The following is a 26,471-nucleotide window of genomic DNA, read 5'->3' on the forward strand; positions in this document are numbered from 1 at the left end:
TTCCGAGGGCGGCTCAGTTGATGAGCAGGCACGAGTCCCACCCGGAGAGCGGCGGTGTGGCGTGGGCTGCGGTGTGGAGGGCAAGGGCCAGTCCCGCACTCCCTTCGAGGAAGCCGATGTCGTCGCCAAGACGAGTGCGGCACTGCTGCATGAGGCGGTCGGCTATGGCGGGCACGTGCGCGTTGACCTCCGGTGTGCATGCGTCGCGGCCAGTCCGCCAGACGGTTTGGTACAGCCCGGCCCAGCCGTGGCACAGGCTGTTGTCTGTGATCCGGTTGAGCTGGTCCGGGTCGGACAGGCAGCGGACGAGGGCATGTTCGGCCGCCTGCTGTTGTGCGATGTCTCGTGTGGCGATGGCCGCGAGCTGTTGAGCGCGGGCCAGGCCGGGGGTGCCGTAGCACCAACTCGGTCGCAGCGGGCCGAGTTGGCCCGGTCGGCCGGTGCGTAGCTGGTCGCGGGTGATCCACTGCGGCCACCAGGGACCGGAGTCGGCGTCCTGCCGCCAGGTGTCCAGCCAGCTGCTGATCCGGTGGAGGGCTTCGTCATGCCCGTCGACGGTGATGCCCCGGCGCTGGGCCTGGGCGAGGAGTGCGAGCGGCCCGGCGATCCCGTGCGCGATACCGAAGTTGCTGTGGCCGCCCGGGAAGGCATCGGACTTCTGGAGCTGGGGGTCGTGGAAGACCCACCACCCCGGCAGGGTCTCGTCGTCGGCCCGCAGGGGGAGCGTCAGGCGTACGAGGTAGGTCAGGACCCGCTCCAAGGCGTCGCTGCCGGCCGCGTGTTGGAGGAGATGGGCACCGAGACCGGTCAGGCCGTGCAGGAGGTCGTACTCGCCGAAGGCGGGACGTTCGCCCCGGTCGATCCGTGCATGTGCGAGGTCAGCGCGGCGGTGGGTGAGCGCGGTGACGGACGTGTCCACTGCCGTGCGGGCTGGGCCGTATCGCACGGTTCCGTCCGCGCCGGCCGCGTGGAGCACGAAGGCGAGGGCGGGTGCGCCGAAGAGCAGGTTGGCGTCCTCTGTGGCGCTCACTCCATCCCCGGCCGTGGCCGTCACCCAGGAGTGGGCGGTCTGCCAACTGCCCTCCCCGCAGTGAGCGCGCTCGATGTGCAGCAGTGCGACGCCGGCCGCTCCCTTGGACAAGGACTGTGTACGCCAGCCCAGTTCAGCGGGGAGCGGTTCGGGCGTGGTCAGCAGCCGGGCAATCTCCTGCGCGGCGGCGGACGCGGTGCGAGGCTGCACCTTCACGGCGTCCTCCTGCGTTCGCGGGCACCCTGGCGCAGGGCTGAGGCGCGGGCCAGGCGGTGGCTGATGCGTTCGCGGTCCGGGTCGACCCCGATGGTGCGGACGTGATGCATGTGGAGCAGGGATCTGAGCACGCTGTAGGGATCGCGCTGGCGGGCAAGGTGCGTGCGGTAGGCGGTGAGGGCCGTTCGGCGTCGCTCCCAGGCGCGCATCACCGTCTCGGCGCCCGGGGTGGTGCGCAGCGTCGCCCAGTCGTCGGCGGGGTCGGCCAATCGCATCCCGGTATCCCGCACGTTCTGGTCGAGCTTGCCCTGCTCGTGAGGGAGGCGGTCGATCAGCCAGCGCATGCCGATGTCGGGGCTTTCTGCGTAGGAGGCAGCGAGGTCGACGAGGCCGGCCGTGGTGACAGCTTCGGGCGGCAGCCCGGTTTGGAGGGCGAGCGTGATCTGGGCGAGGGCTGCTGCGGAGTCGGCGGCGAATACCTCGTGTGCCGCGTCCAACGCCTCGCTGTGCCCGTAGCGTCCCGTCTCGGGGTGATAGGTGGCGAGCTGGAGGTGGGCAAGTAGGCCGCAGCCGCGCAGGTCGGCGGCCCATTCTCCGACACGCCTGGCGGCCTGTCCGTACTGTTCGGGCGTGGGCAGGTGCAGGTAGAGACCGAGGTATTGCTCGGAGTCTGGGCGGGTGGTGTCGCGGTAACGCCTAAACCACCACTGCCGAAGGCTGGTCCAGCCGTCGAGGAGGCGCGGCAGGTGCTCGGCCAGGACTTCGTCCTGGCGGTCCGGGTGTCCGTGAAGCTGGGCGTACAGCCATTCGGAGCGGCCTGGAAGATGTCCCGCGTCGCGCTTGATCGCTTGGAACGGCGACGTCGGCACCGCTTTTCGTTCGGCGGCACGCGGCCGGGCAAGGCGCAGTGGGAGGAGGAATTCGTGGGCGCGGCCCATCCAGGCCAGGTCGGCTGCGGTGGGGGCCTCCTGCAGCTCGACCTCACGGGCCGCGTCGAGGCGGTTCCTCAGCAGCATCCGGTGGAGGGGCTGGCTCAGGTCGAGTGGCAGGCGCAGGTCGGACTCGCACACGACGATGGCTTGCGGGGCGCGAAGCCGACGACGCCATGTCTCCAGCGCCTCGTCCCATTCGGCCGGCGGGGCAGCGGGCTTGGGAAGGTCGGTGGCCGTCAGGAGCCAGCGTGCCGGCGCGAGTACGCTGCGGCCGTAGCGCAGCCGCGGCAGGTACGGCAGGCGTACCCCGGCTCCCCAGTCGAACGCCTTGTAGACGGCGCAGCGTGCAGTGGTGATCTCGGCGAGGAAGCGGGCGAGTGGCGGGGTGAGGGTCCCCGCCTCCAGGGCATGCACGACCCGCGGTTCGACGCGCCTGCCGGTCGACAGCTGGACCAGGTGGAGCTGGCGCGCGTCCGCGGTGACCGCGAGGTCGTGCAGGGGGATGAGATCAGGGTGGGGTTCGCGGTGCTCAGCCAGGGAGATGGTGTGCGGGAGCAGCTGGGGCGTGCGGACGACGTTCTCGCTGCGACGCCGACGGGGGAAGAACGACAGCTGGGCGGCAATGGCCTCCGGGGTGTCGGTACTCAGGGCGGCATATGTGTCGGAGAGGTTCTTGCGGTCGGCCTCGGGTAGCAGGTCAGTGAACCGTCCGGCCATGCTGCTGCCGGGGCGTGGAGTTGAGCTGACGAGCAGGCGAAACGCCCCGCTCTCCACGGCCTGCGGGGAGGTGGCGTGGATCTGGAATGCGAGTTCGGCGCGCGGCGGCGCAAGCATCTCGGAGGGGTCGCCGACCGCCAGCCGGCGGACCAGGGGCTCGGTCAGCACGATCTCTTCAGCACCGTCGATGACGGCCTGCTGGACCAGGGCAAGCAGGGTTTCGTCGCGTTCGGTCAGCGTGCGTTGGGTGTTCGCCACCGGCGAGCCCAGGTATCCGGCCGGCAGCCCCAGCCCGGTGTCGCCGATCAGCTCGGGCACGGGGACGACGGCGCCCACTCCGTACCGCTGCCGAAAGCGGACGTGGAAGTCCTTCCAGCGGGGATAGCCGAACGGGTAGGGCGTCAGGCGCAGCAGCGCGGAGGCAGCCGATTCCGCCTCACGGATCACCGCCTCGGGAAGGGACACGTCGCAGTCCAGGGCTGTATCGACTACCAGTGGCTGCGGTGCGATGTCGCAGATTGCGTTCATGCGCTCAGCCACCGTGGCCCTCATGGCATGGGCGGCGGTGGGGGAAGCAACGGTGTCGTTGTGGTGCGACAGGGCTTCGTGAATCACCTGCAGGTCGTGCACCAGGCTGGTGAGGTCGGGCAGCTCGTCGGCACCGGCCGCCTCGAGCTGTGCGCGGAGGTGTCCCAGGGCGTCCGGGACGGTCATCGGCGCCCGGAGGTTGGTGAGCAGGAGGTGCTGGGCGACGAGTCCGGCGAGCAGGGAACGGATTTGCTCCGGTGGTGCGCTCGGGTACTCGGCGGCCAGCAGCGCGAGAAGTTCCCCGAAGCGGATGGGCTCGTGAGCAGCGTCGGTCGCGGTGCGCACGGGACGCGTGTGGCGGACGGATATCTCGATCGGCGCGAGCACGCCGGGACGATCGTCGGGCGGCTCGCCTGGGCCGACGAGTCGGTCCCCGCGCACGAAGGCGACCGGGTTCGTGATCACCGTAAGGCGTTCCAGCAGGCGGGGATGCTGCTCCAGGCGGGCGACGAGGGCCCCCAACCACTGCGCGTCCGCCCTGGCGACCGTGTGGTGGCTCTCGCCCCAGCGCACGTGAGCTCCGGTGCCCATGTGAGCCGTGCTGACTCCGGCGAACAGACCGAATGGGGTGGCTCGCCCCTGCCAGCGCAATTGGTAGGAGGCCAAAGACGCCACGAGGCGGCGCACCTGGCGGACCTGGGCGGCGCGCCCTTCCAGCAGTCCAGAGATCTGCTGGGCCAGCACAGGGCTGGCGGTCTCCACGGCGCGCCGGGCCTCCTCGTGCTGCCACACCTGTGTCAGCCAGGCCAGCCCCTCGGCCACCACTGCTTCAGGGGAACCGGTCAAGCTCAGTCCTTCGGCGAGAGGCGCCCCGTCTGGATGCGTCGTGGCGCGCACGAGGGGCACGCCAGCCAGTCGGTACAGCAGCCGGTCCGCTCCTGCTGTCATCAGCTCCTCTTCTTCCCTTTCGGTGGCGTGCGGGGGCAGGTGGTGCCGGTGGCGCCGGCCGGGATGTCCGCCCGGCGCCACCGGCAGTGATCAGCGTCAGGCCGGGTCGCCCACGAACGAGGTGCAGGCCGTGCCCGAGCAGCTGGAGCCGCACCCGTCGCTGGTGTCGCGCAGCAGGTCACGGACCGGCACACCGGCCTCGATGACGCGGACGTCGAGCGTGAAGTCCACATCGACCTGCGTGGTCGCGGCTTCGAGGTTCTTCATGTTGTTCGCTCCTTCTGAGTGAGATGGTGCGGGTTGCCCTAGCTCGCCGGAGACAGGTCCTCCGACGGCCAGGAGATGAGGACGCGGACATGCCGCTTGTTGATGACGCGCCCCTCGGGGAGCCGGTCATCGGGGGTATCGGCCGGGTAGGCCGCGATGCTCGGGCCGCGCCCGCCGCGGTGGTCACGGCTCCAGACGCGGATCTGCTCGGCCATGGCGGTGGCGAGCGCGGCGGCGTCCGGCCCGAAGGCGTGTGCTCCGAACTCGAACACCGGGTCCGGTTCTGCGCCCAGTTTCCGCAGGGCGAGATAGGCGAAGCTGCCCCCCTCGACCACGGCCGGGCAGGCCATCTTGTTCTGCGGGGCGACCAGGCCCGTGTCCAGCTTCGGGTCGACGGCGAGGAGACAGAAGCCATCCAGGGCGGTGGCCAGCCACATCTGGAGCATGTCGAACTGTTCCCCGCGAGGGATTTCCACCCCCGACCACACGTCGACTCGCTCGGTGTCGAGCGCACCGTTCAGAGCGTCCGGGTCGGCCGGCCACTCGTCATCGAACCGCAGACCGATTTCCTTGCCGCGCAGGAGGAGCAGTCGTTCCTGATGCGCTCCTGCTCCCTGCATCGTGACGAAGCCGCAGATCTTCGCCGACTGACTGACCAGGTGATCTCCTTCCCGGGCGAAGGTGATCGAGCGGGTCAGGCCCCGCATCCGAAGCGGAACGGTGATGGTTCCGCCGTCGGCGAGTTGGTCCACCCAGGCCGGCGGGATGTCCCAGCTGCCGACCGTGACGATCGTCCGGTCGTAGGGGGCGTGCTCGGTGCACCCGTCCTCGCCATCCGTGCGGACGACGTGCACTTGCGGGTATCCCGCCTCCGTCAGGCAGGCGCGGGCCCGGTCAGTGACGTCCGGGTCGATGTCGATGGTGGTGACCTCACCGTTCTCGCCGACCAGTGAGGCCATCAGCGCGGCGTTGTAGCCGCCCGAGCCGATTTCCAGGCAACGCTGCCCGGGCCGGAGCCCCGCCTGCTCCAGCATGGTGGCCTGGATTTCCGGAGCGGACACCGAGCTGATGGTGATGCCGTGCTCATCCCGCTTCGTAGTCAAAGGGGCCTGGGCATACGCCTTCTCCAGAGGAGCTTCAGGGGCGAACAGGTGCCTGGGCACCTCTCGGAACGCCGCTTCGACCTCCTTCGTCTGGATCACGTGCTGGGCCACGAGCTCGTTCACGAGCTTGTCTCGCAGCTCTGCTGCTGAGGGCGAGCTAGCGGTCACATCGGTCATAGAGGGGTTCCTTACGGGGCCTCAGGCGCCTTCGCCTCCGGCGTCGGCGCCAACTGCATGGTGGTTCGGCGATGGATGCCGGCTGGCAAAACCGGCTGTTGCTCAGCAGCCCAGGGGCAGCTCCTGGACACGTTCGAAGGTGTAGGTGTGGCGGTCGGGATGCTGGGTCTCCATCACCAGCCACACGGACGTGACGCGCACGGTCACGTGATGGCGGGCGTGGCGAAGCAGGGCAGAGGCCAGCGAGTCCGCGCGGTCCATCTGAGAGAGGTAGTGGGTGTCGACCTTGCCGTAAGCGGCCGACATGTGCGGGAAGTACGCCTCGGTGGCCTCGGGCAGGACGAGGCCGGCGTTGGACAGACCGGCCCGGGCACGCAGATTCAGGTGCAGCGGCGGGTTCGAGGGGGCGTCATGAGACCAGACGCGGGCGAGGACCGCGCTGCGGCTGAGCGCGACCGGGCCGATGTCGAGAGTGAACGCATCCTGGTCGGCCAGCTCGGTGCGCAGGGAGTCGGCGGCATCCTTGAGCTGGCGGGGGCCGACGCGCTCGTCGGCGTAGTCGTGCGAAAAGGCGCCCTGGATCGTCCAGTGCAGGTCCTCGTCGGCAACCGGGGCCACAAGGTCCTCGTACGGGGCGAGGACCTCGCGGACCTCCCGGAAGTAGTCGATCACGTCGGCCGGCGGCAGCCACAGCACATGGGGGCGGACGCTGTCCTCAGCGGGAGCGCCCTCGGCGCGCCACCGTCGTCCGGGATGCATGAACGCCTTCATGCGGCCGTCACCGCCAACTCGTGCAGGGCGAAGTCGGCGGTGACCAGCAGGTGGTCCGAGGCGGCCTCGGCATCGGGACCGTAATGGGTGCGGTGCGCGCGAGCGGTAGCGGCGACGTTCGGGGTGACACGGAGGGTGTCGATGCGGCGCCGCCCGAAGTCGTCAGGGCGGCCACTGGTGTCGACCCAGTGCCCGCACGACCACTGCCACTGCGTGTCCAGGACAGCGGCGGTGTCCCGAAGCCCGCCGGGATCGCGGCGCAGGAACTCCCCGGCCCGCCGGTCAGCGAGCTTCGGCGCATCGGCGTCGTCGGGGTCGAAGATGACCTGGTAGCGCAGCTTGCGGTGGTCCTGCTCCAGGTAGGGCTCGGGGTCGTAGTACGAGCCGCCCGGGCGGCGGTCGGCACTGATCGAGTTCCAGTCAGCCGCGACCCCGCCGGCCACGTCGGGCTCCTGGAACACCGAAAGCACACGGTGGGCCTCCTGCAGCCGCCGCTCCGGGCGGAAGGGGTCGGCGTGGTAGGAACACCAGCGGGTGGGTACCGGCCCGCCGGCATGGAAGTCGGCCATGGCCAGGCCGTGCCAGAAGTCGCTGCCACCCTCGTACGCGCGCAGGCTGCCCGGTACCGGTTCGACGTCCGGCGTCCACAGCAGCCCCACATGGAAGCGGTGGGCACTGGCCCCCGGCGCCTGACTGGCCAGAGCGGGGATCGCCTTCGTGCCCCGGGCCGGGAGCGCCTCACACCTCATGCCGGTGTCCTGGGCGAGCCTGCGCAGCAGCCGCCGCGCTTCGGTCTTGGTGGAGCCAAGGAGCTCCTGCACGCCAAGGACACCTCTGCGGTTCTGGAAGCCGGCGCGGACCATGCCGACGATCAGCTCATAGCGGCGCTCGTGCTCGGGCGTGGTCGGTATCTGCAGGTTGAACAGGTTGTATGTGCCGAATCGGAACAGCGCCGGGGTCACGGCGGGACTCCTTCTTGCGTCGTGGTCAGTGCGCGGCCGAGGCGGACGGGGACGAGCGCACGGGATAGCGGTGGGCGGGCGGATGGTCGATGGGCAGGTCGGGGCGCCAGCAGTTGAGGATCTGGGCGGAGGGCACGAACAGCGGACTGGGCAGATCGTCCAGGCGGCGCCACTGCCACTGCGCGACCACTGTCGGTTCCTTGGCGGTCGGCGTGCCCTGGAAGCGGCGGATGAGGACCGCGGCGGTGAGGCGGTTGAGGTCGTGCCGTGCGTCCAGCAGCACGGCGAGCACCCGGACGTCCTCGGGGTGTGCCACGAGGCCGGTCTCCTCGGCGAGTTCACGGATCGCGGCGGCCTCGATCGACTCGCCATCACCGTTGCATGCATCCACCTTGCCGCCCGGCAACTCGTAGGTGCCCAGGCGGTGTTGCCCCATCAGCACCTGACCGTCCGGGTTGGTGACGATGACGCCGACGCCCAGGGCCGCCTGGGCGAGGGGTGGCCGAAGGCTTCGTTCCTGCGCTACCACCCTGGGCGCCTCGGTGTGTGGAAGGCGGCGAGCCTGGATGAGCTGGCAGACCACCGGGTTGTCGGCACCTGGGGCGTGCAGGAGCTCGATGGACTCCACGGCGAAGCCGTACTCGGCCAGTAGCCGCTCCCAGAGGGCGGGGGCGAGCGTCCACACCTGCACCGGAATCGGGGCGGTTTTCGCCAGCCGTAACTCCCCGTGGCGAGCGGCGACGGTGTCGGAAGGGCCCAGTCCGTCGAGGTTGGTGTGAAGGGTGGAGAAGACGAGTCGTCCGTGCGGCCGGATCCGGTCCCGCAGTGCGGGCAGCAGCCGGTACGGGTCGATGTAGGACAGTCCGTGCACGGAGTAGACGAGGTCGTAGGGTTCGGCGTCGCGCAGGTGTGCCGCGGCGTCACCGAGTAGGAAGCGCACACCGGGCAGGGAGGCGAACCGGCTCTGGGCGCGCTGCTGCTGGGTGGCGGAGAGGTCGATGGCGTCGACGAAGGCCGCGTGGTCGCGGGCGAGATGCGCGGCGTGGATGCCGGTGCCGGAGCCGATGTCCAGCAGGCGGTAGCCGGCGACGTCACCGAGGACGCTTGTGCCGGGACCGGTGCCCCAAAAGCCCCAGTCGATCTCCGTGACCTCCGGAGGCTGGTAGCCGCGGTCGATCTGTCGGCGTCCGTACTCAGCCCAGGCTTCTTCATTCACCTTTTCCGGTGTCGTGGCATCGGATGTGTTCACGTTGCCTTCTTGCGGAGCCGGTGCAGGGTGCGGTGGCCGCGTTCGACGAGTTCGGGGTCGTCGTGGGCGGTGCCGTACTGGATGCCGCTGAGCGCGTCGAGCGCGGACAGGCCCTGCAGAGCCTGTGCTTCATCCGGCGACACAAGGCGGCCGTAGCCGTCGAAGAGGGCGGCTTGCCGGGCAGGGGCGTTGGCCCAGGTGTCGGAGATCCGGATGAAGTCACTGACGAGGGGGCCGACTTCGGACCGTTCCCAGTCGATCAGGACCAGCACCATGTTGTCGTCCAGCAGCAGGTTGCGCAGCTGGAGGTCGCCGTGGCGCGGGCCGTGGGGGATGGGCGGCAGGGTCGTCAGGTGGTGGGCGAGGCGGCGGATCAGTTCCTCCTCGCCGTCCTCCAGGAGTCCGTCGGCCGCGGCCATATGGCGTTCTAGCTTTGCCAGGCCGCCGACGGCCTGCGCCATCGTGGGCGGCTCGCAGGAGTGCAGGACGCGCAGCAGCTGGCCGAGCTGGCGGTAGACCGCCTGCCAGGTCGGCTCGCTCAGCTCCGCGCCGTGCAGATTGATGCCCGCCCGGGCGGTGACGACGGCAGCGAGCTGGGCGGGGTCGGCGGCCACGAGCTGGGGTACGTGCTCCCGTCCGAGCGCCGGAACCCACCGTCGGTAGGCCCCCACCTCGCGCTGGTGGAACCTGTCGTTCTGGTGCACCTTGAGGAACCAGTTGCCGCCGCCACGGCCGGTCACCTTCCACACGCAGGAGCCTTCGCGCGCCCAGGACGCGTCCTTGGCGCCGGCCAGCGGTCCGATGGCCTGTTCGGCGAAGTCGGCGAGCTGATCACCGAGCACGGCGCGGGCATCGGGGGACCGGGTCGGCAGCGGACGCAGACGGACGGGCCCGGCCGGGTCGTAGGCGACGGGGTCGTCCGGCTCCTGGAGGTGAAGGGCGGAGGTGTGGCCGTCGCGGTATGCCTCCAGGCCGGCCCGGCAGTAGGCGACCATGTCGTCTGGCGGCTCGTTGATCGGGAACCAGCCGAGTTCGGAACAGCGGTGCGGCTCGGCGATGCGCGGCACCCCGAACCACTGGGTGACCTCGAAAAACCAGCCGGTACGGTGCTCGCCGCCGGGCGAGCGGTGATGCATCACCAACGCGAACCGGACGTGCTCTGCCCGGATGAGGATCCCGAGTTCCTCCTCGGCTTCCCGGATCACCCCGGTGACCACGTCCTCGAAGTCGTCGAGGTGCCCGGAAGGCATGTGCAGCAGGCCCGAGGCGTAGATATCGCCCGCGCGCCGGCTCAGCAGCACCTCGCCGCCGCGCCGCAGGATGAGATGGACGTCGACCGGTTCCCGGTGGCGCGGGCTTGCCGAGAGCTCCAGGGGGGCGGGGGCGTTCTCGTGCCCCGTGCTCTGCTGCACGCCGGACTCGCTGCTGGCGTGGTGTCCGCCGGGCTTCATCGCGCACCTGCCGCGGCTTGGATTTCTTCTTCCAGGAGGTCGAGCTGGGGGAGCACCCGGCGGGTCATGACGTGTCGTTGCTCCCAGTAGCGCAATACGTCCCCAACGTCGTAGGTGCCGGGCTCGACGTAGTGCTCGTACAGCCCGAACAGCGAGTGCAGCGCGTGGACCAGGGCCACGCGCGCGCACGCGACCAGATCCTGCCCGGGCAGATATGGGTTCTCCTCCCGGTAAGCGGTGATCAGAGCGAGGGCGACGGGCAGCCAGTCGCTCTCGCTCGCCACGGTCCGCGGGTCGAGGGCGATCCGGCCCACCTCCCACGCCGTCGGTCCCGTGCGCGCGTAGAAATCGATGACCGCGACCACCTGGCCAGCCGGGCTCAACAGCACGTTGGGCGTGGTCAGATCGGCGTGCAACGGCTGCCGCACCGGGTCGGCCGGAAAGCCCTTCCGTAGCGAATCGGCGTGGGCGAGCAGGTCCTGACGCCGTTCCTCCAGCATCTGCGCATGCGTCGCGGCTGCCGCGCCCTCATGGTGGGTGAGTACGTCGCGAAGCCGCTGGTAGTCGTTGTCGAAGCGCTGTTGGCCCGCGTCGGTCCACCAGCGGGCGGACAGGACCGGCAGGGTGCCGGGGTAGGCGGCCAGCTGCCGGTGAAGACGCCCGATGACGGACCCGATCTCCTCGGCCAGGGAGATCGTCAGAGGCCGGGTGGAGGCCGGGGCACCGTCGATGTAGTCCTGCACCGTGACGAGACGGCCGCCGTGCCGGGCGAAGGGCATGCCGTCGCGGCCGAGCCAGAACCGCGGCACCGGCAGGCCCCCGGTGCGGGCGAAGCAGGCCAGATGCGTTGCCGCCCGTACTTCGGCCTCGGCCTGGCCGGGGCGCATGGTTTTGACGAAGACCTGCCGCTCGTCGTCGAGTACGGCGCGATGGTTGACGGTGTCCGTCCCGGCTCGCACACGCGTCACCGTGGTTGCTCGCGCCCCGAAGCCGCGGAGCAGCGCGGCGTGTACGAACTCACTCTGCGCCGTGTCCTCCCCGCCCGGATGCGAGGCTGCCTGCCCGTTCACCGCTGGCCCGCCCGACGGTGGTGCGTCCGGAGCCGACTCGCGTCCGGGCAGCAGGGCGCGGCATCAGCCAACCGCCCCACAAAGTGGATTACGGCAACGCGCGGGAAGGCGCGGGGGTTGGGCATGCAGATCTCCGGGGTGCAGACGTGACGTCCAGCGTCAGTGACCGCGACGCCCGGGTGCCCGTTTCCGGACGCCACGGAGTCTAGCCGGGACACAATGGGGAGTTGGCTGGTCACCGGCTTGATCGCGCCGGTCCGCTGATCACACAGTCCGGCCATGCGCGGCGTCCTTTCGGGCGGTGCCGGCGTACGAGGCAGCCTGCTGCGGGAGCGGGTATTCGAGGGCCAGTGTCTGTGGCGCAGCCAGGCCCGGGGCGGTCAGTTGCCAGCCGTCGAACAGCCGGGCGATCTGTTCCTTCGTTCGCAAGTGGACGGGGCAGCCGGCCGCCGTCATGGTCTTGGCGAATCTGCGCACGGGTTTGCCCGAGAGGTCGGCGGTGGCGTGCGTGATGACCAGAGCGCTGCCGGTAGCGGCGACGTGTTTGTACTGGTCGACGAGGACGGTCAGGGGCTGCGGCGCGGTGTCCTCGATGTGGTGGAGCACGCTGCCGAGGAGAAGGATGACCGGTTCTCGCCAGTTGATCGTCTCCAGGATTTCTCGCGAGGCGAGGATCGACTCGGGGTGGCGTACGTCGGCGCACAAGCTCGCGACGACAGCGGGCGCCTTGGCCGTCATCATCTCGTCGGCGTAGGTGTGCACCAGCACGTCGTTGTCGATACACACGGCGCGGGCGTCGGGATGAATGCGGATCAGGACATCGACCGGCGTTGGGGCATGGGGCAGGCCGCAGCCGAAGTCGACCAGCTGCCGGATGCCCGCTACGGCCAGGGCCTGCACCATCCGGAGCACGTACAGGCGCTCGTGGCGGACGGCGCTCTCCAGGAACGGCATCCGGTCAACCGCCCGAAGGGTCCTGTCCCGATCGACGATGTAGTGGTCCCGCCCGCCGAGCAGGTAGTTCTGCATCCGGGCGCTCGACGGCCGCGACTGCACCTCGGCGACCGCACCGGAGGAGTGGAGGAGCATCGAATCGTCAGGTCGCATCTCGCTCCCCCTCGCCGGTGATCGCGTGGAGTTCGGGCAGACGCCACGACGGGCCGTCCGGTGCACCGAGCCACAGCGTGTGTTCCGTCTCCGTGATCGTCACGCCCAGCTGCTCAACCTCTGGTTCTCCGGCCGCATGCCACTGACCGAGCGCGTCGAACAGATCGGAGCCGAGATCACGCGGGCCCCACTCGTAGATACGGGGGGAGCGGAGGAAGACCACGGCCCGAGACGCCTGGTGGTCATGGATACGCAGGCGGTCGGCAACGTCGCCTTCGAGCTGCGCAACGCCGCGCACGACCTGCATCCGAAGGTCGGGGCGAAGTAGCCCGGCGAACAACCGGGCCGCCGGCCGTACGTGCGCCTCCCTCGTGTCCAGGACTTCAGACGCCCTTGGGCTGCCCTGCGATTCGACGGGTGTGCCCTCGCCGGGGCGGTGCTCGCGCAGCCACACGGTCTGCGGGGCTGGTCCAGCGTGGAAACGCCCGCTGGCCGACGCCCCGTCGCGCGCCACGGTCAGGACGAGCAGGGTGCTGGATCCGCCCAGAGCGGTCCGGACTGGCAGGCACAGCCGGCCACCCGGACGAACCCGGGTGACCCATTCCCACGGCACACGGCGTACTGCACGATGGGACAGGAGCCCGTGGAAGGCGCCCGCCGGCCCCAAGACCCCGGCGTCCGGCCGGCTGACTACCCGCACCCGCGGGTAGGGGCGCAGGCGCTGGCGGGCGATCTCGGCGAGACGTTCGGTGTCCGCGACCGTCACGACATGGCCGCCCTGGAGGCGGTGGTCCAGCAAGGCTGCCGTCCAGCCGCAGTCCGCGCCGATCTCGGCAACGGCCGTCCCCGGCACTGGGGCGAGCGCGGCGAGGCGTGCCGCGATGTCTTCTTTGGACGGGATCACGCCCGTGACGAGGCCAGGGCCGCCCTCCCCACCGTCGTCGACGTCGAACACGAGCATCTCGGAGCGATGGACGAACTTCGCCCACTCGCCGGCGTTCTTGCTCCGGTCCACCCTGCGCCAGCGGCCACCTCGGTGCGTACGGATCACGTGTGGCACGAAGTCCTGTCGCCGATCGCAGGTGAACGCGTCCCCCGTGTGCTCGTGGACGTGGCCATTGCTCGGTCGCAGGCTGCCGGCCTCGACGCGGGCGTTCATGACTGTCCAGCCACGGCGACGACGTCTCGGGAGCTTTCATGGCCGGTCGCGGGTCCCAGGAGACGGAACTGCCAGCCTCGCGTGACCGCGTGCGCGGCCGAAGAAGCGCCCAGCGCCCGCAACAGGCGTCGAGCGTCCTTGCGCACGTCGTCCAGCGGACGCTGCTCGTCGGCTGCGATCTCCTGGACGGTCTTTCCGCCGGCGAGCCCTGCCAGGACGGTGCGCTGCTCCTCGGGCAGCTCGACCACGCGGTCCACGGGCTCGGGGACGTCCAAGTGCCCGTGACGGTAGGCGAGGTCCACCATGCCCGCCCGCTCCGACGCCCCGAGCTTTCCGCAGATCCGAAGGATGTACGTCTTGACCGTGCTGTCGGACACTCCCATGTCGCAGGCCGTCTCTGCGGTCGTCTTTCCCTGGGAGATGCCCAGGAGAGCCTCCCGCTCCTGAAGGGAAAGCGGCGGCGAGATGGTCTCGTCCGGGGCCGGCATGGTCCTACTCCTTCGGTGTTCTGGCACAGTCGTCGTCATATCGGTGCCGGCCCACTTCGCTGGTCGGCTCATTGGGGTGTGAGCTACGACCCGCCGTAGAGCTGCAGGGCGAGCTCGGCGAGGACGCAGACGGTGGGCAGGCTGATAGCGGCAGCGAGAAGGACAGCGCTCCGGTGCGCGCGAGCCTGCCGCCAGCCACGTCGAACACGCCCTGGGGCCGGCTCGTCTCTTCGGGATAGGCCCGAATTCGGTGGAGAGACCGGAGCACGGTGACGCTGCTCAGGGTGCGCCGCACGATAGAACATGGTCACGTCACTCACCGTCCCGCTCGCAGTCCTGTTCGGCGTAGCGCAGCAGGACCTCGGTGTGGACCGCGAGACGGAAGGCGTGCTCCCTTGCCGCCTTGAGCCCCTCTCCCGGAGCGGCGTCGCGGGCCTCCTTCGAGCGCTCGATCGCCTCCCGGCAAGCTGACCAGCCCCGGCTTCCGGCTGCGAGCGATTCCAAGTGGAACGAGACATAGGGGATGAGCGTCGTGACGTAGCCGCTGAGCGCCCGCGTGACCGCCGCAAGGGTGTGCGGGTGCGGGTACACCTCCGCCTGCTCCCAGGACTTCGCCGCACGAATGGCCTCGCGGATACGCGTTGAATCGAACCCGGCGCACACAGTCCTGCCCCAGCCGTCGACCACGTCGTCAGAGGCGCCGACAGCAGGAGGGACGGAGAGCGTCTCCCGCCCGACCTCGGACATCCGCCGATGCAGGAACGCCGCACGCACGGCGTCGCCGGGAATCTCTTCGGCGAGTAGGGCACGCACGCGTCCCACCAGCCGATCGTCTTCCAGAGGAGACTCGTTGGCATCGACCGGAACGACTGCGCCGAGCAACCGCATTAAAAGGCCGCGCAAGAACCGCAGTTGCGCGTGTCGCTCGTCCGCGTCTTCGCTGAGGGAGGCAATATCTGCGAAGGCCAATCGGGTCACTTCGCGATGAAGGATCTCCTGCACCGCGAGAGGCGAAGGCCCGGGTGCGAGGGTGGATAAAAGGGTGCTCAAGTTACGGCCCAGTTCTCTGAGCGAGCCCTCCGGCCAGGACACGCCGTCCACTTGCCCACCCCCGACTGCGGGGGCCGAGGTCGTGGTACGAGGCATAAGAGCAACTCCAATAGTGAGATGCGAAGTTGACGATCGGGGTGTCACCTCCGCGGCCCCCAAGGGGGAGCCGCCGAGGCATTTCGAGCCGCCACTCACCGACAAGGGCAGTTCGTTCAGGAGGGACACAGCGCGGCGAGCTACACCGGCATCGTTCAGGGAGTTCGGAGACGCCGGTACCGCCGCACAGGACTCGGTCGGGACGTCCCGGGACGTCCCGCTGTCCGGATCAATTTCGGGGTCAAGCAACCCAACAGGGGCACGCCGTTGAGGCAAAGGCGTTCCGATGCGGCCCTCAGATGGCGATGCTGAGGACGTTGAAGGGGATGAAGATGCAAGTAAGGGATTCATATCGCCCGCGGAGCGTCGCTGGCCCAGTCCAGCTGCCGCTTCAGGCGTGACTGGGGCCATCATGGCCTCCTCGCAGGGACGCGAAAGACGCACCACGTCGTCTTGCCCTCGTTGCTGACGCCCCACTTCCGCGCGAGGACGGCGACGAGGAACAGGCCGCGGCCCGACACGTCCTCGTCGTCAGCGAAGCGCAGTTCGGCAGGCGTCGGGTTGTCGTCAGTGACCTCGATCCGCAATTCGCCGGCGGGATAATGGACCCGGAGTCCCACGTCGCCGGTCCCGTGCTCGACGGCGTTGGTGACCAGCTCGGAGACGGCGAGCACGATGTTCTCGGCCAGTTCGCCGTTCACCTTCCACAGGCCCAGGAAAGCGCGGGTGATCCTGCGTGCCTGGCCGACAACGGCGGCCTCAGAGGTGAGGGCCACGTCGAAGGCGCGCGGCGCCTGCGGCGGCGCCTTTGGGGCAGTCGGCGCGACGGCTGGGGCGGGGCTCATCGAGGGCCTCCCGTGCGGGCGGTGTGGGGGAGCGTGCGGCATGCGGCGTCACTGCGTCGCGTGGCACGCCTCGTTCCGTCGATCACCAGGCGTGTTCGCACAGTGACAAGCGAACACCGTGCGACACCGAAGAGGGAAGGAAGTTTCAGTGAAGTTGACCCGTCAGTAACTACGATTGGGGTGCCGGAGGAACGGAGGGTCCTGACATGCTGGGCGGCATGGCAACTCTTGATGGAAACCCCGTGTCCGCAGACGACTTGCTCCCCCTGGCCCTGACCAACTTCGGTCACTTCACGTCCATGCGCGTCGATGGCGATGGCAGCATCCGGGGCCTGACGCTGCACATGGAACGGCTCGTACGCGACTGCAAGACCGTGTGGGGTGCGGACCTGGACACCACGCTCGTTCGCGAGTACGTCCGCCGGGGCCTGGAAGGGCAGAGCCGTCCGTGCGTCGTCCGAGTCACGATCTACGACCCGAAGGTCGAGATGGGACACCCGGCCAACGCTGACGAACCGCACATCATGGTGTCCGTGCGCGGCGCAGGCGCCCTGCCCCCGGAGCCGCTGCGCGCCATGAGTGTGCCGTACGAGCGCGACCTGCCCGAGGTGAAGCACGTCGGTCTCTTCGGCGCCCTGCACGCCCGCGGGGCAGCGCAGCGCGCGGGATTCGGCGACGCCCTGTTCGTCGGCCGCGACGGTCGCGTGAGCGAAGGCGGCACCTGGAACGTCGCCTTCATTGACGGCAACGGGACGGTGGTGTGGCCGCAGGCACCGGTCCTGCCCGGTGTGACGATGGCCCTCCTCCAGGAGCACGCCCACGGGGTCGAGCACCGCACCGCCCCTGTCACCCTCGACCAGGCCAAGCGCATGGCGGCGGCCTTCGCAACGAACACCAGCATCGGGGTTCGGGCCCTGGCGGCGATCGACGACAAGGAACTGCCGACTGAGCACCCGGTGCTCAGCGCACTCCGTGAGGCGTACCTGTCCATCCCCGGCGAGGCCCTGTAGCCGTAGGGGGCGAGCGTGACAACGGGGGTCACACGGTGGACCGGCCGGGAAGTAGCTCTGCTGCGCGAAGCGCTGCGCATGAACGGCAAGGACTTCGCCGCCAAGGTCGGCATCAGCACCAGGCAACTCGTGAACTGGGAGGGGCGGGGTGAGTCGATCAAGCCCCACCCCAACAACCAGGCCGCGCTGGACACCCTGCTCTCCACATCGTCCCCCGACGCCCAGTGGCGGTTCGCTCAGCTCCTCACCGAGCAGGCCGCGGTGGGGCATCACGAGCGAACCGAGGAGCTGCTGCGTCGCGACCCGCGCACCATAAGGCATCCGGTCGACGGCAAGGTCATGGTGCTGATCGAGGAAGGCATCTACCTGTCCGGCCCTGAGGACACGTCGGTCTGGGTGGACGCGTACCGGATCGACGTCTACCCGACGACCAATCTCGACTACGAGCGGTTCGTCCGCGCCACGGGGCACCGGCCGCCACAGCACTGGCCCGGCCAGCGCTGCCCCAGCGCGCTGCACGATCATCCCGTGGTCTGGGTGACGTGGCACGACGCTGATGCGTACGCTCGCTGGGCGGGCAAGGCGCTGCCCACCGTCAGCCAGTGGGAAAAGGCGGCCCGCGGCCCGAAGGGACGCGCCTACCCGTGGGGCAGCGATCCCACCGCCGCGAAGTGCAATACCGCAGAGTCGGGCATCGACGGCACGACGTCTGTGACTCGCTACCAGTCTGGAGTAAGCCCTTACGGGGTTTTCGACCTGTGCGGAAACGTGTGGGAGTGGAGTTCTACGCCGGGAACCGACGGGCCGAACCGGTACCAGTTGAAGGGATCCGCGTTCAGCAGCCCGTTCGAGCGTGCCGCGCCTGCGCTCGTGAACGCGGCCAATTCCACGATGAAGGACAACGACACCGGGTTCCGCTGCATCGCAGCCGGCCCGTAGCTCTGCGCTGGGCGAGGTCGTGGTGAGCCAGTCCGAGCGTGCGCTTGTTGTCGACGTCGATCTCAACAGCCGCTCTAGCACGGTGATCCCCTGCGCATCTTCCTTGGGGAGCGCGGAACCGATCCGACCGTGACTGTCCTCGGTGAGAAGGCCGGCCTTCTTGCGGGCAAGAAGGAGAGAACCTCGACCCGACAGCCTGGCTGCGTTGCAGAGTCGGTTTCCCCTCGGCCGAGTTCCGGCCGCCGGGATGGTCCTCCTCGTGAGCGGGGGCGGTGCCGCCCTGCGGAACGTCGTCATGAGCCGATCGCATCGCGTGTTGGGCCCTTGGACCAGGGGAAACCGGAGGGGGAAAAATCTGTCAAGGGGGGAAACTGGAGGGGGAATTGAGGCCATGATTGGATTCCGCCCCCGGACAGAGGTCACACTCATGGCAGATCCGTTCGCCGAACTGCTCCTCCGGCTCCGGAAGGATGCAGGCCGGACGCAGGAGCAGCAGGCAGCCGCCATCAACGCTGTCTCCGGCCGGGACACGATGACCCGTCGAGAGATCAGCCGCTACGAGCGGTTTGAGAACATCCCTACAAACCACACACTTGAACAGATTGCGGCGGCCTGCGGTGTCTCATTCGAAGACTTGAAGCGGGAGGCCAAGGCCGCTCGCGCCAGAAAGAGAAGGGAATACGTCCGTGATGGGGAGGACCAGGAGGACGTGAAGCGCCGCACGTTGCTGGGGGGCGCCGCCATCGGCGTGAGCGCGGCTTCCGAGCCATGGGGACGGCTCGCCCTTGCCCTCAGTAGAGGTTCCAAGGCCGACGCGCCTTCCGTGGCCGCTCTCGTTGACCGAGCTGCTGAGTTGCACATCCAAGAACTCAGTCTCAATGCACGCCGGTTGCAGCGCACGGTCGAGTCTCACCTTGACGCGATCACGGCAGCTTTGCCCCGTGCTGGCGAGCACGAACGGGTTCTCACTATCGCCGCCGGTGAAACCGCAGCCCTGGCCGGGTGGGTGGCCTGGGATCTGGGCGAGATCAACAAGGCTGACGCCTACTACCAGGTCACCTCGGAATGTGCATCGGCCGCTGGGCACCCTCCGCTCCGAGCTTTGGCCCTGACCTACGCCAGCTACGGAGCACCGACGCCTAAGGAGAAGCTGAGGCTTCTTTCCCAGGCAGCCGAAGACGTTCGGGGCCCCGGCAACGCGACGGCTGCCGCCTGGGTGCTCGGCAGGCACGCGGAAGAGGCTGCGGCGCTCGGCGACGAAACAGAGGCACTGCGTGCATTGGAGAGAGCACGTTTCGCCTACGACTTCGCGGATCACACAAGCGAGCAGGCATGGGTCCGATTCGTAACCCCTTACCGCATGGACTCATTGGCACTCTCCGTGTACGGACAGCTGGGACGATCCGAGCTGACCGCCACGGCTGACACCGCCTTCAAACGCCTCGGCGACGGCCTATCGGATGGAGGTGTTGTCGTGCTCGGCGATCTCGCTTCCGCGCTGCTACGCGGTGGAGATGTCGAACAAGGCGTCTTCGTAACACGTCAGTTTGCGGCTGCGAGTCACGCTAAGCCCAATACGATGGGCAAGGAGCGGGCCCGAGCCATCGCGACTTGGCTTCCTGGCAACGAGCGAGAACTTGCCGATCAACTAAGGCAGTTCGCGTCTTGAGGCTCGTGCCACACCCAACGTAGAACTCGCTCAAGACGCGAATGCGTCATCGTACAGCGCGTTAGCGCTTGGTCGTCTCCTCAACGACCCAGGACAGGTAAGCGCCCGATCCGCCTGTCACGGGAAGCGTGACCCACTGCGGCACCTCGTACGAGTGCCTCTCGGACACCCACGCCTCCAGCTCCGGCAGCCGGTCCGTGGTCGTCATGTACGAGATCCGCCACTCCTGCGCCGTCTCGATCTCACTCTTCCACCAGTAGACGGCAGTGAACGGCGCGTCGATGTGCGCGCCCGCTGCCAGCTTGCTCTCAACCGCGCCTCGAGCCAGCGCTCTTGCTTGGCTCTCGTCATCGATGGTCGTCTGTGCAATCACGATGTCGGTCATGCCACTACCTCTCAAGCCGGGAGTACCCGACCCTATCCAGCGCCTTCCCGTGGGTGCGCAGGCACCAGACCGCGCTGCCCAGAATGCGCACGACCTCGGTCCGGAGTCCGGAGGGCCTGATATCCGGCGCTCCTTGGTTTCCGTGAGCTTCGTCAGGTCTCCATCGCAGTGCTGCTCTTCGAGAGCAACCAAGTGAAGCCGGCTGGAGGTTCCGTGGTTTCACCGCGAGACGGTGTGGGGCGAACTCACGGCCGCCTACGGGGAGAACCAAGGCCGTTGACACCATCCAGGGCGACCTCGGTGGTTCCAAATGGCGTCGCCGTAGCCAGTGGTGAATTCCAGGATAATGACGCAGCCGGGTTGAAGGTGTGAGGGCCAGGCCAGGGCCAGTGCCAGGCCGGCATGCTCGATCGCGGAAAGATCTGGTGCGCCGTCGTGTAGCGGGGTCGGTACCGCGATGATTGCGACCTCGAATCCGGCCAAGTCTTCTGGGCGCGCGGTTGGTGCATGCAGTTGTCGTGGATCCTCTCCACTGCACGTACGACATCGGCAGGTTCCGACGGGTCGTCGAGCAGCATGCCCGACCCGGCTGCTTGTCCGAACAGCACAGCGCGGTGGGCGAAGCGCCCGAGGCGGTCCATGTCGGTCGGGTGACCGCCCTGGTGAACAGCGGTCATCGCTTTCGTCTTCGAGGGCAGGATGGGGTGACATCTCGGCCATACGCCGGTCTCCAGGGCCTCGCGGACCTTGTGAAGCCACCTACGCGGTTGCGGTGGGGAGTTGGTCAGTCCGACTGCCGCCGGTATCGCAGTCCTGGCGCGCGGTCGAGATCGAGTATGAAGCTGTCGGGCATGGAGGCGCTGTCGTCGGCTGGCGCAGTCGGGAGCGTGAGCCTGTAGCCCTTCGCCGCATACGTCGCGGCCCCGGTGCGGGTGAGACAGTCGTGGGTTCCTCTGCGCCACAGGTAGAGCGAACTCTTGCTGCACGTCAGGCGTAGGGTGCCGGGCACCTCGTCGCACGTGTATGTGCCGAGCGGGATATGCGGCGTGTCGGCGCCGCTCCTGTCCGCGACGGTAGGTGGGGGGCTGGGCTGGTGGTGCAGGAGTTTGGAAAGATCGGCTTCGAGTGTGCGAGCGAGTTCGGCGCGGGCAGCGGCAGATACTTGGGCTGCGTCTATGCCGGAGTGATTGGATAGACAGATGACGCGGAGCCCCGCGCGGGTGAGGTGTGCGGCGGCGGAAAAGCCCTGCTCGTGGCCGTAGTGGAAGACGGCCGCTCGGCCGGGCCTCGTGTCGCCATACAGCCCGGGCCCGTACGTGAACGGCGGGTGGTCGCTGGGCCAGTAGTCGACATGGCGCCCGTGCGGAAGTCCGTCGTCGGCTGACTCGTTCCAATCCTCCCAGAGGTATTCGAACCAGCGGTCCAGGTCAGCGGCAGTAGACCATAGGGAGCCGGGGCCGGGCAGTGCGACCGGGCGCTGCTGGTGCTGCCAGCCGTCGGCCGTGACGTGGTAGCTGGCGGCAGCACCGGGGATGACATCGCGAGGATCGGTCTTGAAGCGGGCCGCGGTCATGCCGAGGGGCGTGAAGACCTGCCGGTCGGCGATCTGCTGGAGCCCGGCGCCGTGGACCTGGGTCAGGACCTCCGCAAGGAGGAGGTAGCCGGTGTTGCTGTACAGGAAGCGGCCAGGCTCAACGGCTCGGCGTTGCTGGCGGTAGGCGAGTTGGAGCAGGTCGTCGGCGGTGTAGTGGTCGAGGTCGCGGAAGCCGGCCAGGGACAGCAGAGTTTCGGCGTCCCGGATGCCGCCGCGGTGCCGGATGAGGTCGGCGACGGTCACGTCGGGGATACGGAAGTTGGGCAGGATGTCGCGCACCGGCCGGTCTAGGGCGAGGAGGCCATCGCGGGCAGCGCGTACGCACAGATAGGCGGTGATCTGTTTGGCGATGGAGCCGGCGTTGAAGGCAGTGTTCTCCCCGATGGGTACGGCGAGTTCGAGACTGGCCGCCCCGGTGTGCGCTTGGACTCGCGGGCCGTCGGCGTGATGAGCCAGCAGGATCACGCCGGGCTGGGCCAGTCGGTCCGTGACTGAGGTCGGGGTGCGGTCGAGGCTCACAGGCCGATCGCCTCGTGGTGGACGGTGTGCAGGCGTCGGCGGAGGTCGGGATCGGTGATCAGGCCGAGCGCGTGGGCGTGGTCGTCGACGGTTCCAGCGAGCAGTCCGCGCTGCTGGTCCAGATATGTGGACAGGAACCGGTGGAGATCGCCGCTGGTGGAGGGCAGGACGCGGGCGGTGTAGATCATGGTGAGGGGGAAGGCGAAGCAGGCGTGAAGGAAGCCGAAGGCGGGCCGCATCGTCCTCTTCCACGGGGAGTAGAACGTGGTCTCCTCGCTGATCTTGCAGGCGGTGGCGGCGAGGGCGTCGTTGAGCCAGTTGTGGCCCGCTTCGTGGATCAGGTCGCGGGCGAGCACGACTGGTTCGTCGACGTGGTCGCAGTAGATCGTGCCGGGCAGCCGGGTGATGGTCCAGCTGTCGAGGGTGTCACCGAGCTTCTTGCGATGCAGCAGGCACAGGACTACGGCGTGGCTGGCGAGCAGACCAGCGAAACCGTGGCGGACGCCGACAGCGTACGCGGCGGCGGCGAGTTCCCGCAGGTCCGGTGGGGCGGGGACGGTGTCGGGACCCAGTACATAGTAGGGGGTCTCGGAGATCGCCGAGCGGGGCATGCGATCCGGGTCGGTCGCGACCACGATACGCGGGCCGATGACGGTGGAGGTGGACAGCGCCGGGGCGTTCGTGTCCGGGTGGGCGCCGTACCAGTCGAAGGTTGCGGTGTCGCGGGCGCGGGCGGCGGTCTCGGCGCCTTCGAGGACGTGGTGAGCCAGGCAGTAGTCGGCGGCCGATTCTGCGGAATCGGGTGTGCCGGCCTGGCGCTGGGCGGCGCATTTGAGGACGGTGCGGATCCGGCGGGTGCGGTCGCGGTGCTGGGCCTGAATGGGGGCGAAGGAGAGGGCAGTGGCGGGAGCGTCCACAGGGCGGGTCCTTCCGACAGCAGCTGGGCCTGGGGCCGGGCCCTTGGCAGGCCGGCCCCAGGAGGTGCTCACCGGCGATGTGCTGCCGGTGTGGTGCGTGGTGTTCAGGCGTTGGTGCCTGCGGGGGCCTCGGTCATCGTGGGGGCCTCGGTGGTCGGCCAGCCTTCGGCGGAGACGCTGGAGGTGTGAGCGGTGGTACGGACGGTGGTGTCGTCGCCGCGCAGGTCGTCCACGGCAGCCAGGAACTCGCTGATCCGGTCGTCGGTCATGAGTGTGCTCGTCCTTCCGATCAGGGGTGATAGGGCGGTGCACCTTCTGGGGCCAGGTGGTGCGGCGGCGGACGTGCGGTGGGCATCGCGGTCTCCTTCCGGGCGGTGGTGGGTCACTGGCTGCGCGGGGCCGGCGCGGCGGCGGGGGTGGCCGCCCGGCGCAGGGCGTCGCGCAGCTCGCTTATGGTGGGCCGGTCCTCGGGCGTGGGGGCGAGCGCGGCCGAGATTGGCACGCGCAGATCCGCTGGGGCGGCGTCGAGGCGGGAGTGGCCGTGCCGGGGGATGTCCTCGCACAGGAAGCGGTAGGTCAGGACGGCAAGGCTGAAGGCGTCGGCGGCCGGGGTGGCGCGGTTGTAGGAGGTGGCGTACTCGGGGGGCCAGTGCACTTCCGGGCTGCGGGCGGTGGGGCCGCGTGGGGTGTCGGTGTGGCGTGCGGCGCCGAGGTCGGTGATCAGCCCGTGGCCATCGTGGATGAGGATGTTCTCCTGGTACACGTCGCGGTGCACGATTCCGCGCTCGTGGAGGGTGCGCAGGCCCTCGGCGACGTCCGCCAGGAGGCCCAGCCCGGCAGCCTTCTCGCCAGGGGTGAGAGTCGGGGCGGCGGTGAGATGGGAGCGGAAGTTGCCGCCGGGGCAGAAGGGCATGGTGTACCAGTCGAACCGGTCGGTGCTGCCCTCCTCCAGCAGCGGTACGACGTGCTGCGCGCCTTTGGCGGCGCGGGTGACGGCAATCTCATGGCGAAAGTCCTCGCGGGTCAGGGCCCGTTCGGCTTCCGTCATCTCTGCGTACCAGTAGAAACCGTAGGCGGCCTTGCGGGCGCTTTCGCCGAGTTCGGCCAGGACGTGGTTGCTGCCGAAGCCGGCCTTGAGGACCACCGGGGGCGCATCGTCGTGGCTGGCGAGGACCAGGGTGCTGGCACGGGTGAAGGAGAGAAGGTCGTGGACGTGCCAGCCGTCGTGGCGGAGCTGGTCGAGGACCCAGGCAGCGGGGTGCATCGGGTGCAGGTCCATGGGGCGGCTCCTCATATGTGCGCCGTGGGCGGGGCGGTGTTGCGCAGCTGGTTCAGGCAGTCGGCGGTCAGCAGGTCGAGGTCGGGCTCGTTGGTGCACGGGTGGCGCAGCACAGGCAGCCCGGTCGCCTCGGTCCAGGCGGTGGCGGCCTGCTCGTACAGGTCGGCGAGCCGGGCGGCGGCGGGCGGGTCCTCGCCGAAGCGGCGCGTGGTGGCCCGGTGGGAGAGCCGGGTGTGGCACAGCTCAGGCGCGGTGGTCAGGAGGACGGTCAGCTCTGCCCTGGCGGCCTTCACGTCGGCGAGTTGTTTCACGTAGTCGGTGACGGGGCGGTCGTGGAGCAGGGCGAGCAGGCAAGCCGTGGAGAGGATGAGGCGGTCGGCGACGACCGGGCCCAGGGACAGGGCGGGGGCCAGGTTGTGGCGGGCGTGGAGCTCCAGGTCCAACCGGGCGGCGGCGACCGCGTGTTCGGCGGTGGCCGCCGGGCGGCCGGCCCGCAGGCCGATGATGGTGCGCGTGGCCGGCAGCGACAGCCAGGAGAATTGGCCGATGTGCCCGAGGGCGCGATCGTCGGCCGCGGTGGCGGCCAGGAGCCGGTCGCGCAGGGTGCTCTTCCCGGCTCCGGCAATTCCTTCCAGGGCCAGCAGCACGGGCCTCACTCCTCGGGTTTCTCGGCGATGAGCCAGCTGATGAACTTCGCGACCCGGCCATGGGTGACCGGTTCGGTGCCGTGGGTGAGTTGGGAGCCGTAGAGCAGGGCGGTGCCCTGTGCGGGATTCACGCTCCACCGGGTGCGGGGCATGGCTGCGTACCAGTCGGCGGAGTGGTCGGCGCCGTCGTGGGCCAGCCACATGCCGTCCGCATACCCGTGGCCCTGGGTGTCGTGGTGCAGGCGTGTGTTCCACAGGCGGTCGCTGGAGGTGCTTTCGACGTAGAACGCGCCGCCGGCCTCAGCCTCGTGGATGATCACGCTGATGCCGGCGATCTGCCGGGGCCAGGCGAATGGGTCGGGGGCGATCCCGTCGAGGTGGCCGGTGATGTGCTGGCCGGGGCCGTATTCGACGTAAGTCCACGGGCGGCAGGCCGTGATCGACGGCATGACGCGGGACAGGGCGGGGCGGGCGCGGTCGAAGGCGTGCTGGAGCAGGCTCTCGGGCTCGTCCGGGATCTTGGGGACCTCGACTCGGCCGGCCGGCTCGTAGACGGCCATGGCCTGCTCGTGAGAGTGGCCGGGGATCTCGTGGATAGAGCTGGACCGCTGTGTGCCGAAGTGGGCGCGGTTCTCCTCGGTGAGGAAAGCGTTCATCATGGCGGCGAGTTGGGCGCGTTCCTCGGGATGCAAGAAGTCCTCGATGCTGCCGACCGCGACGGTCTCGGCTATGTGGATCACGAGCCGGTCCTCCTCGTCTCTAGCACGCGGCGGACGTCGTCCAGGCCGGTGCAGTGGTTGAGCCAACTGGCCACAGGGCGGCGGGTGGTGTCAGTCGGGTTGGCCCACAGGGCCAACAGCTCGCCGGTCAGCGGCAGCTCCTCAGAGCTGGGCAGCTCCTCCGGCACGGTCAGCTGGTCCAGCGCAGGGCACGAGACGGCGTGCTGGGCGGCGAAGGCCCGTCCGAGCCGGGCCGCCGCTGCGCGGGCGCAAGAGCGCAGAAGCGTTTCTGTGGGATCGGTCCGCTGGTAGGCGCGGTACTCGGTCCGTGCCCATCCGACGGCGACCGTCCCTGATGCGGCAGCGACGCGGCAGGTGGCGCAGCACCCGCTGCCGGTCTGCGGGCATGACGTGTGATGAGCCGGGAGGGTGGCGGCGGCTTCGATGAGCGCTGCCCAGGCGGAGTCCGGTAGCAATGCGCCGACGGTGGGTTGGCGGCCTGGTGCTGCCCGGTGATTGCAGCACGCCGGGCCTGGTCCGGGCGATGGGCCGGGCTGGAGCGCGGGTTCGATGAATAGGGCGTGGAAGTACACGATCCGCCCCAGTAACTGGTGAATCGTCATCGTG

At 69.2% G+C, this 26,471-nt stretch carries 25 protein-coding genes; 3 read left to right on the forward strand and 22 right to left on the reverse strand.

Features of this window, described 5'->3' with window-relative positions:
• Positions 1-13: 13 nt before the first annotated feature.
• The 14 genes from ACWC1K_RS22930 to ACWC1K_RS22995 form a co-directional block, all read right to left on the reverse strand.
• Positions 14-1,246, reverse strand: a complete 1,233-nt coding sequence (locus ACWC1K_RS22930) for a lanthionine synthetase C family protein (protein ID WP_450833816.1) — start codon at positions 1,244-1,246, stop codon at positions 14-16.
• Complete coding sequence (locus ACWC1K_RS22935; protein ID WP_450833817.1) at positions 1,243-4,269, reverse strand: lantibiotic dehydratase; 3,027 nt, start codon at positions 4,267-4,269, stop codon at positions 1,243-1,245. Before ACWC1K_RS22935 ends, ACWC1K_RS22930 begins: the two co-directional genes overlap by 4 nt.
• A 198-nt stretch (positions 4,270-4,467) precedes the next feature.
• Positions 4,468-4,638 (reverse strand): FxLD family lanthipeptide, encoded by a 171-nt coding sequence (locus ACWC1K_RS22940; protein WP_389086699.1) that lies wholly within the window; start codon positions 4,636-4,638, stop codon positions 4,468-4,470.
• A 38-nt stretch (positions 4,639-4,676) separates the two neighbouring features.
• The gene (gene fxlM / locus ACWC1K_RS22945) at positions 4,677-5,918 is read right to left on the reverse strand and encodes a methyltransferase, FxLD system (protein WP_450833818.1); all 1,242 of its coding nucleotides are present in this window, start codon (positions 5,916-5,918) and stop codon (positions 4,677-4,679) included.
• Between the two features lie 102 nt (positions 5,919-6,020).
• On the reverse strand, positions 6,021-6,677 hold the full coding sequence (locus tag ACWC1K_RS22950; protein ID WP_450833819.1) for a 2'-5' RNA ligase family protein: 657 nt from the start codon (positions 6,675-6,677) through the stop codon (positions 6,021-6,023).
• An 8-nt stretch (positions 6,678-6,685) separates the two neighbouring features.
• Positions 6,686-7,651 (reverse strand): endonuclease/exonuclease/phosphatase family protein, encoded by a 966-nt coding sequence (locus ACWC1K_RS22955; RefSeq protein WP_450833820.1) that lies wholly within the window; start codon positions 7,649-7,651, stop codon positions 6,686-6,688.
• Between the two features lie 25 nt (positions 7,652-7,676).
• Complete coding sequence (locus tag ACWC1K_RS22960; RefSeq protein ID WP_450833821.1) at positions 7,677-8,900, reverse strand: bifunctional class I SAM-dependent methyltransferase/NUDIX hydrolase; 1,224 nt, start codon at positions 8,898-8,900, stop codon at positions 7,677-7,679.
• Positions 8,897-10,351, reverse strand: a complete 1,455-nt coding sequence (locus ACWC1K_RS22965) for a phosphotransferase (RefSeq protein ID WP_450833823.1) — start codon at positions 10,349-10,351, stop codon at positions 8,897-8,899. The genes ACWC1K_RS22960 and ACWC1K_RS22965 overlap by 4 nt, the downstream gene beginning before the upstream one ends.
• Positions 10,348-11,310, reverse strand: a complete 963-nt coding sequence (locus ACWC1K_RS22970; RefSeq protein ID WP_450833824.1) for a phosphotransferase enzyme family protein — start codon at positions 11,308-11,310, stop codon at positions 10,348-10,350. Before ACWC1K_RS22970 ends, ACWC1K_RS22965 begins: the two co-directional genes overlap by 4 nt.
• A 375-nt stretch (positions 11,311-11,685) precedes the next feature.
• Positions 11,686-12,528 (reverse strand): SAM-dependent methyltransferase, encoded by an 843-nt coding sequence (locus ACWC1K_RS22975; RefSeq protein ID WP_450833826.1) that lies wholly within the window; start codon positions 12,526-12,528, stop codon positions 11,686-11,688.
• On the reverse strand, positions 12,518-13,687 hold the full coding sequence (locus ACWC1K_RS22980; protein WP_389086719.1) for a methyltransferase domain-containing protein: 1,170 nt from the start codon (positions 13,685-13,687) through the stop codon (positions 12,518-12,520). Before ACWC1K_RS22980 ends, ACWC1K_RS22975 begins: the two co-directional genes overlap by 11 nt.
• On the reverse strand, positions 13,684-14,175 hold the full coding sequence (locus ACWC1K_RS22985) for a LuxR C-terminal-related transcriptional regulator (RefSeq protein ID WP_450833827.1): 492 nt from the start codon (positions 14,173-14,175) through the stop codon (positions 13,684-13,686). The genes ACWC1K_RS22980 and ACWC1K_RS22985 overlap by 4 nt, the downstream gene beginning before the upstream one ends.
• A gap of 312 nt (positions 14,176-14,487) precedes the next feature.
• On the reverse strand, positions 14,488-15,177 hold the full coding sequence (locus ACWC1K_RS22990; RefSeq protein ID WP_389086727.1) for a DUF6415 family natural product biosynthesis protein: 690 nt from the start codon (positions 15,175-15,177) through the stop codon (positions 14,488-14,490).
• Between the two features lie 554 nt (positions 15,178-15,731).
• Positions 15,732-16,166: an ATP-binding protein gene (locus ACWC1K_RS22995; RefSeq protein WP_389086729.1), complete on the reverse strand. Its 435-nt coding sequence runs from the start codon at positions 16,164-16,166 to the stop codon at positions 15,732-15,734.
• A gap of 218 nt (positions 16,167-16,384) precedes the next feature.
• Here ACWC1K_RS22995 and ACWC1K_RS23000 point away from each other — a divergent pair, with 218 nt between their 5' ends.
• The 3 genes from ACWC1K_RS23000 to ACWC1K_RS23010 all read left to right on the forward strand — a co-directional run bounded on the left by ACWC1K_RS23000 (position 16,385) and on the right by ACWC1K_RS23010 (position 19,784).
• The gene (locus ACWC1K_RS23000; protein WP_389086732.1) at positions 16,385-17,176 is read left to right on the forward strand and encodes an aminotransferase class IV family protein; all 792 of its coding nucleotides are present in this window, start codon (positions 16,385-16,387) and stop codon (positions 17,174-17,176) included.
• 15 nt (positions 17,177-17,191) lie between these two features.
• Positions 17,192-18,115, forward strand: coding sequence for an SUMF1/EgtB/PvdO family nonheme iron enzyme (locus ACWC1K_RS23005; RefSeq protein ID WP_450833830.1), 924 nt, complete (start codon positions 17,192-17,194; stop codon positions 18,113-18,115).
• 427 nt (positions 18,116-18,542) lie between these two features.
• On the forward strand, positions 18,543-19,784 hold the full coding sequence (locus ACWC1K_RS23010; protein WP_450833831.1) for a helix-turn-helix domain-containing protein: 1,242 nt from the start codon (positions 18,543-18,545) through the stop codon (positions 19,782-19,784).
• A 61-nt stretch (positions 19,785-19,845) separates the two neighbouring features.
• Here the strand turns inward: ACWC1K_RS23010 and cutA are convergent, their stop codons facing one another.
• The 8 genes from cutA to ACWC1K_RS23050 form a co-directional block, all read right to left on the reverse strand.
• The gene (gene cutA / locus ACWC1K_RS23015; RefSeq protein ID WP_450833833.1) at positions 19,846-20,169 is read right to left on the reverse strand and encodes a divalent-cation tolerance protein CutA; all 324 of its coding nucleotides are present in this window, start codon (positions 20,167-20,169) and stop codon (positions 19,846-19,848) included.
• Between the two features lie 784 nt (positions 20,170-20,953).
• Positions 20,954-22,282 carry a serine hydrolase domain-containing protein gene (locus tag ACWC1K_RS23020; protein WP_450833835.1) on the reverse strand — a complete coding sequence of 443 codons (1,329 nt, stop codon included), beginning with the start codon at positions 22,280-22,282 and terminating at the stop codon, positions 20,954-20,956.
• The gene (locus ACWC1K_RS23025; RefSeq protein WP_450833836.1) at positions 22,279-23,199 is read right to left on the reverse strand and encodes an aKG-HExxH-type peptide beta-hydroxylase; all 921 of its coding nucleotides are present in this window, start codon (positions 23,197-23,199) and stop codon (positions 22,279-22,281) included. Before ACWC1K_RS23025 ends, ACWC1K_RS23020 begins: the two co-directional genes overlap by 4 nt.
• A 104-nt stretch (positions 23,200-23,303) precedes the next feature.
• Positions 23,304-23,468 (reverse strand): hypothetical protein, encoded by a 165-nt coding sequence (locus tag ACWC1K_RS23030; RefSeq protein ID WP_340375661.1) that lies wholly within the window; start codon positions 23,466-23,468, stop codon positions 23,304-23,306.
• 113 nt (positions 23,469-23,581) lie between these two features.
• Positions 23,582-24,478, reverse strand: a complete 897-nt coding sequence (locus ACWC1K_RS23035; protein ID WP_389086756.1) for a protein kinase domain-containing protein — start codon at positions 24,476-24,478, stop codon at positions 23,582-23,584.
• An 11-nt stretch (positions 24,479-24,489) separates the two neighbouring features.
• Positions 24,490-25,125 carry a hypothetical protein gene (locus tag ACWC1K_RS23040; protein WP_389086758.1) on the reverse strand — a complete coding sequence of 212 codons (636 nt, stop codon included), beginning with the start codon at positions 25,123-25,125 and terminating at the stop codon, positions 24,490-24,492.
• 5 nt (positions 25,126-25,130) lie between these two features.
• Entirely contained in the window at positions 25,131-25,865 is a 735-nt protein-coding gene (locus tag ACWC1K_RS23045) for a hypothetical protein (protein WP_389086761.1), read from the reverse strand.
• Entirely contained in the window at positions 25,862-26,320 is a 459-nt protein-coding gene (locus ACWC1K_RS23050) for a hypothetical protein (RefSeq protein ID WP_389086763.1), read from the reverse strand. Before ACWC1K_RS23050 ends, ACWC1K_RS23045 begins: the two co-directional genes overlap by 4 nt.
• Positions 26,321-26,471 lie beyond the last annotated feature (151 nt).

The sequence above is a fragment of the Streptomyces sp. NPDC001492 genome, from assembly GCF_053597275.1.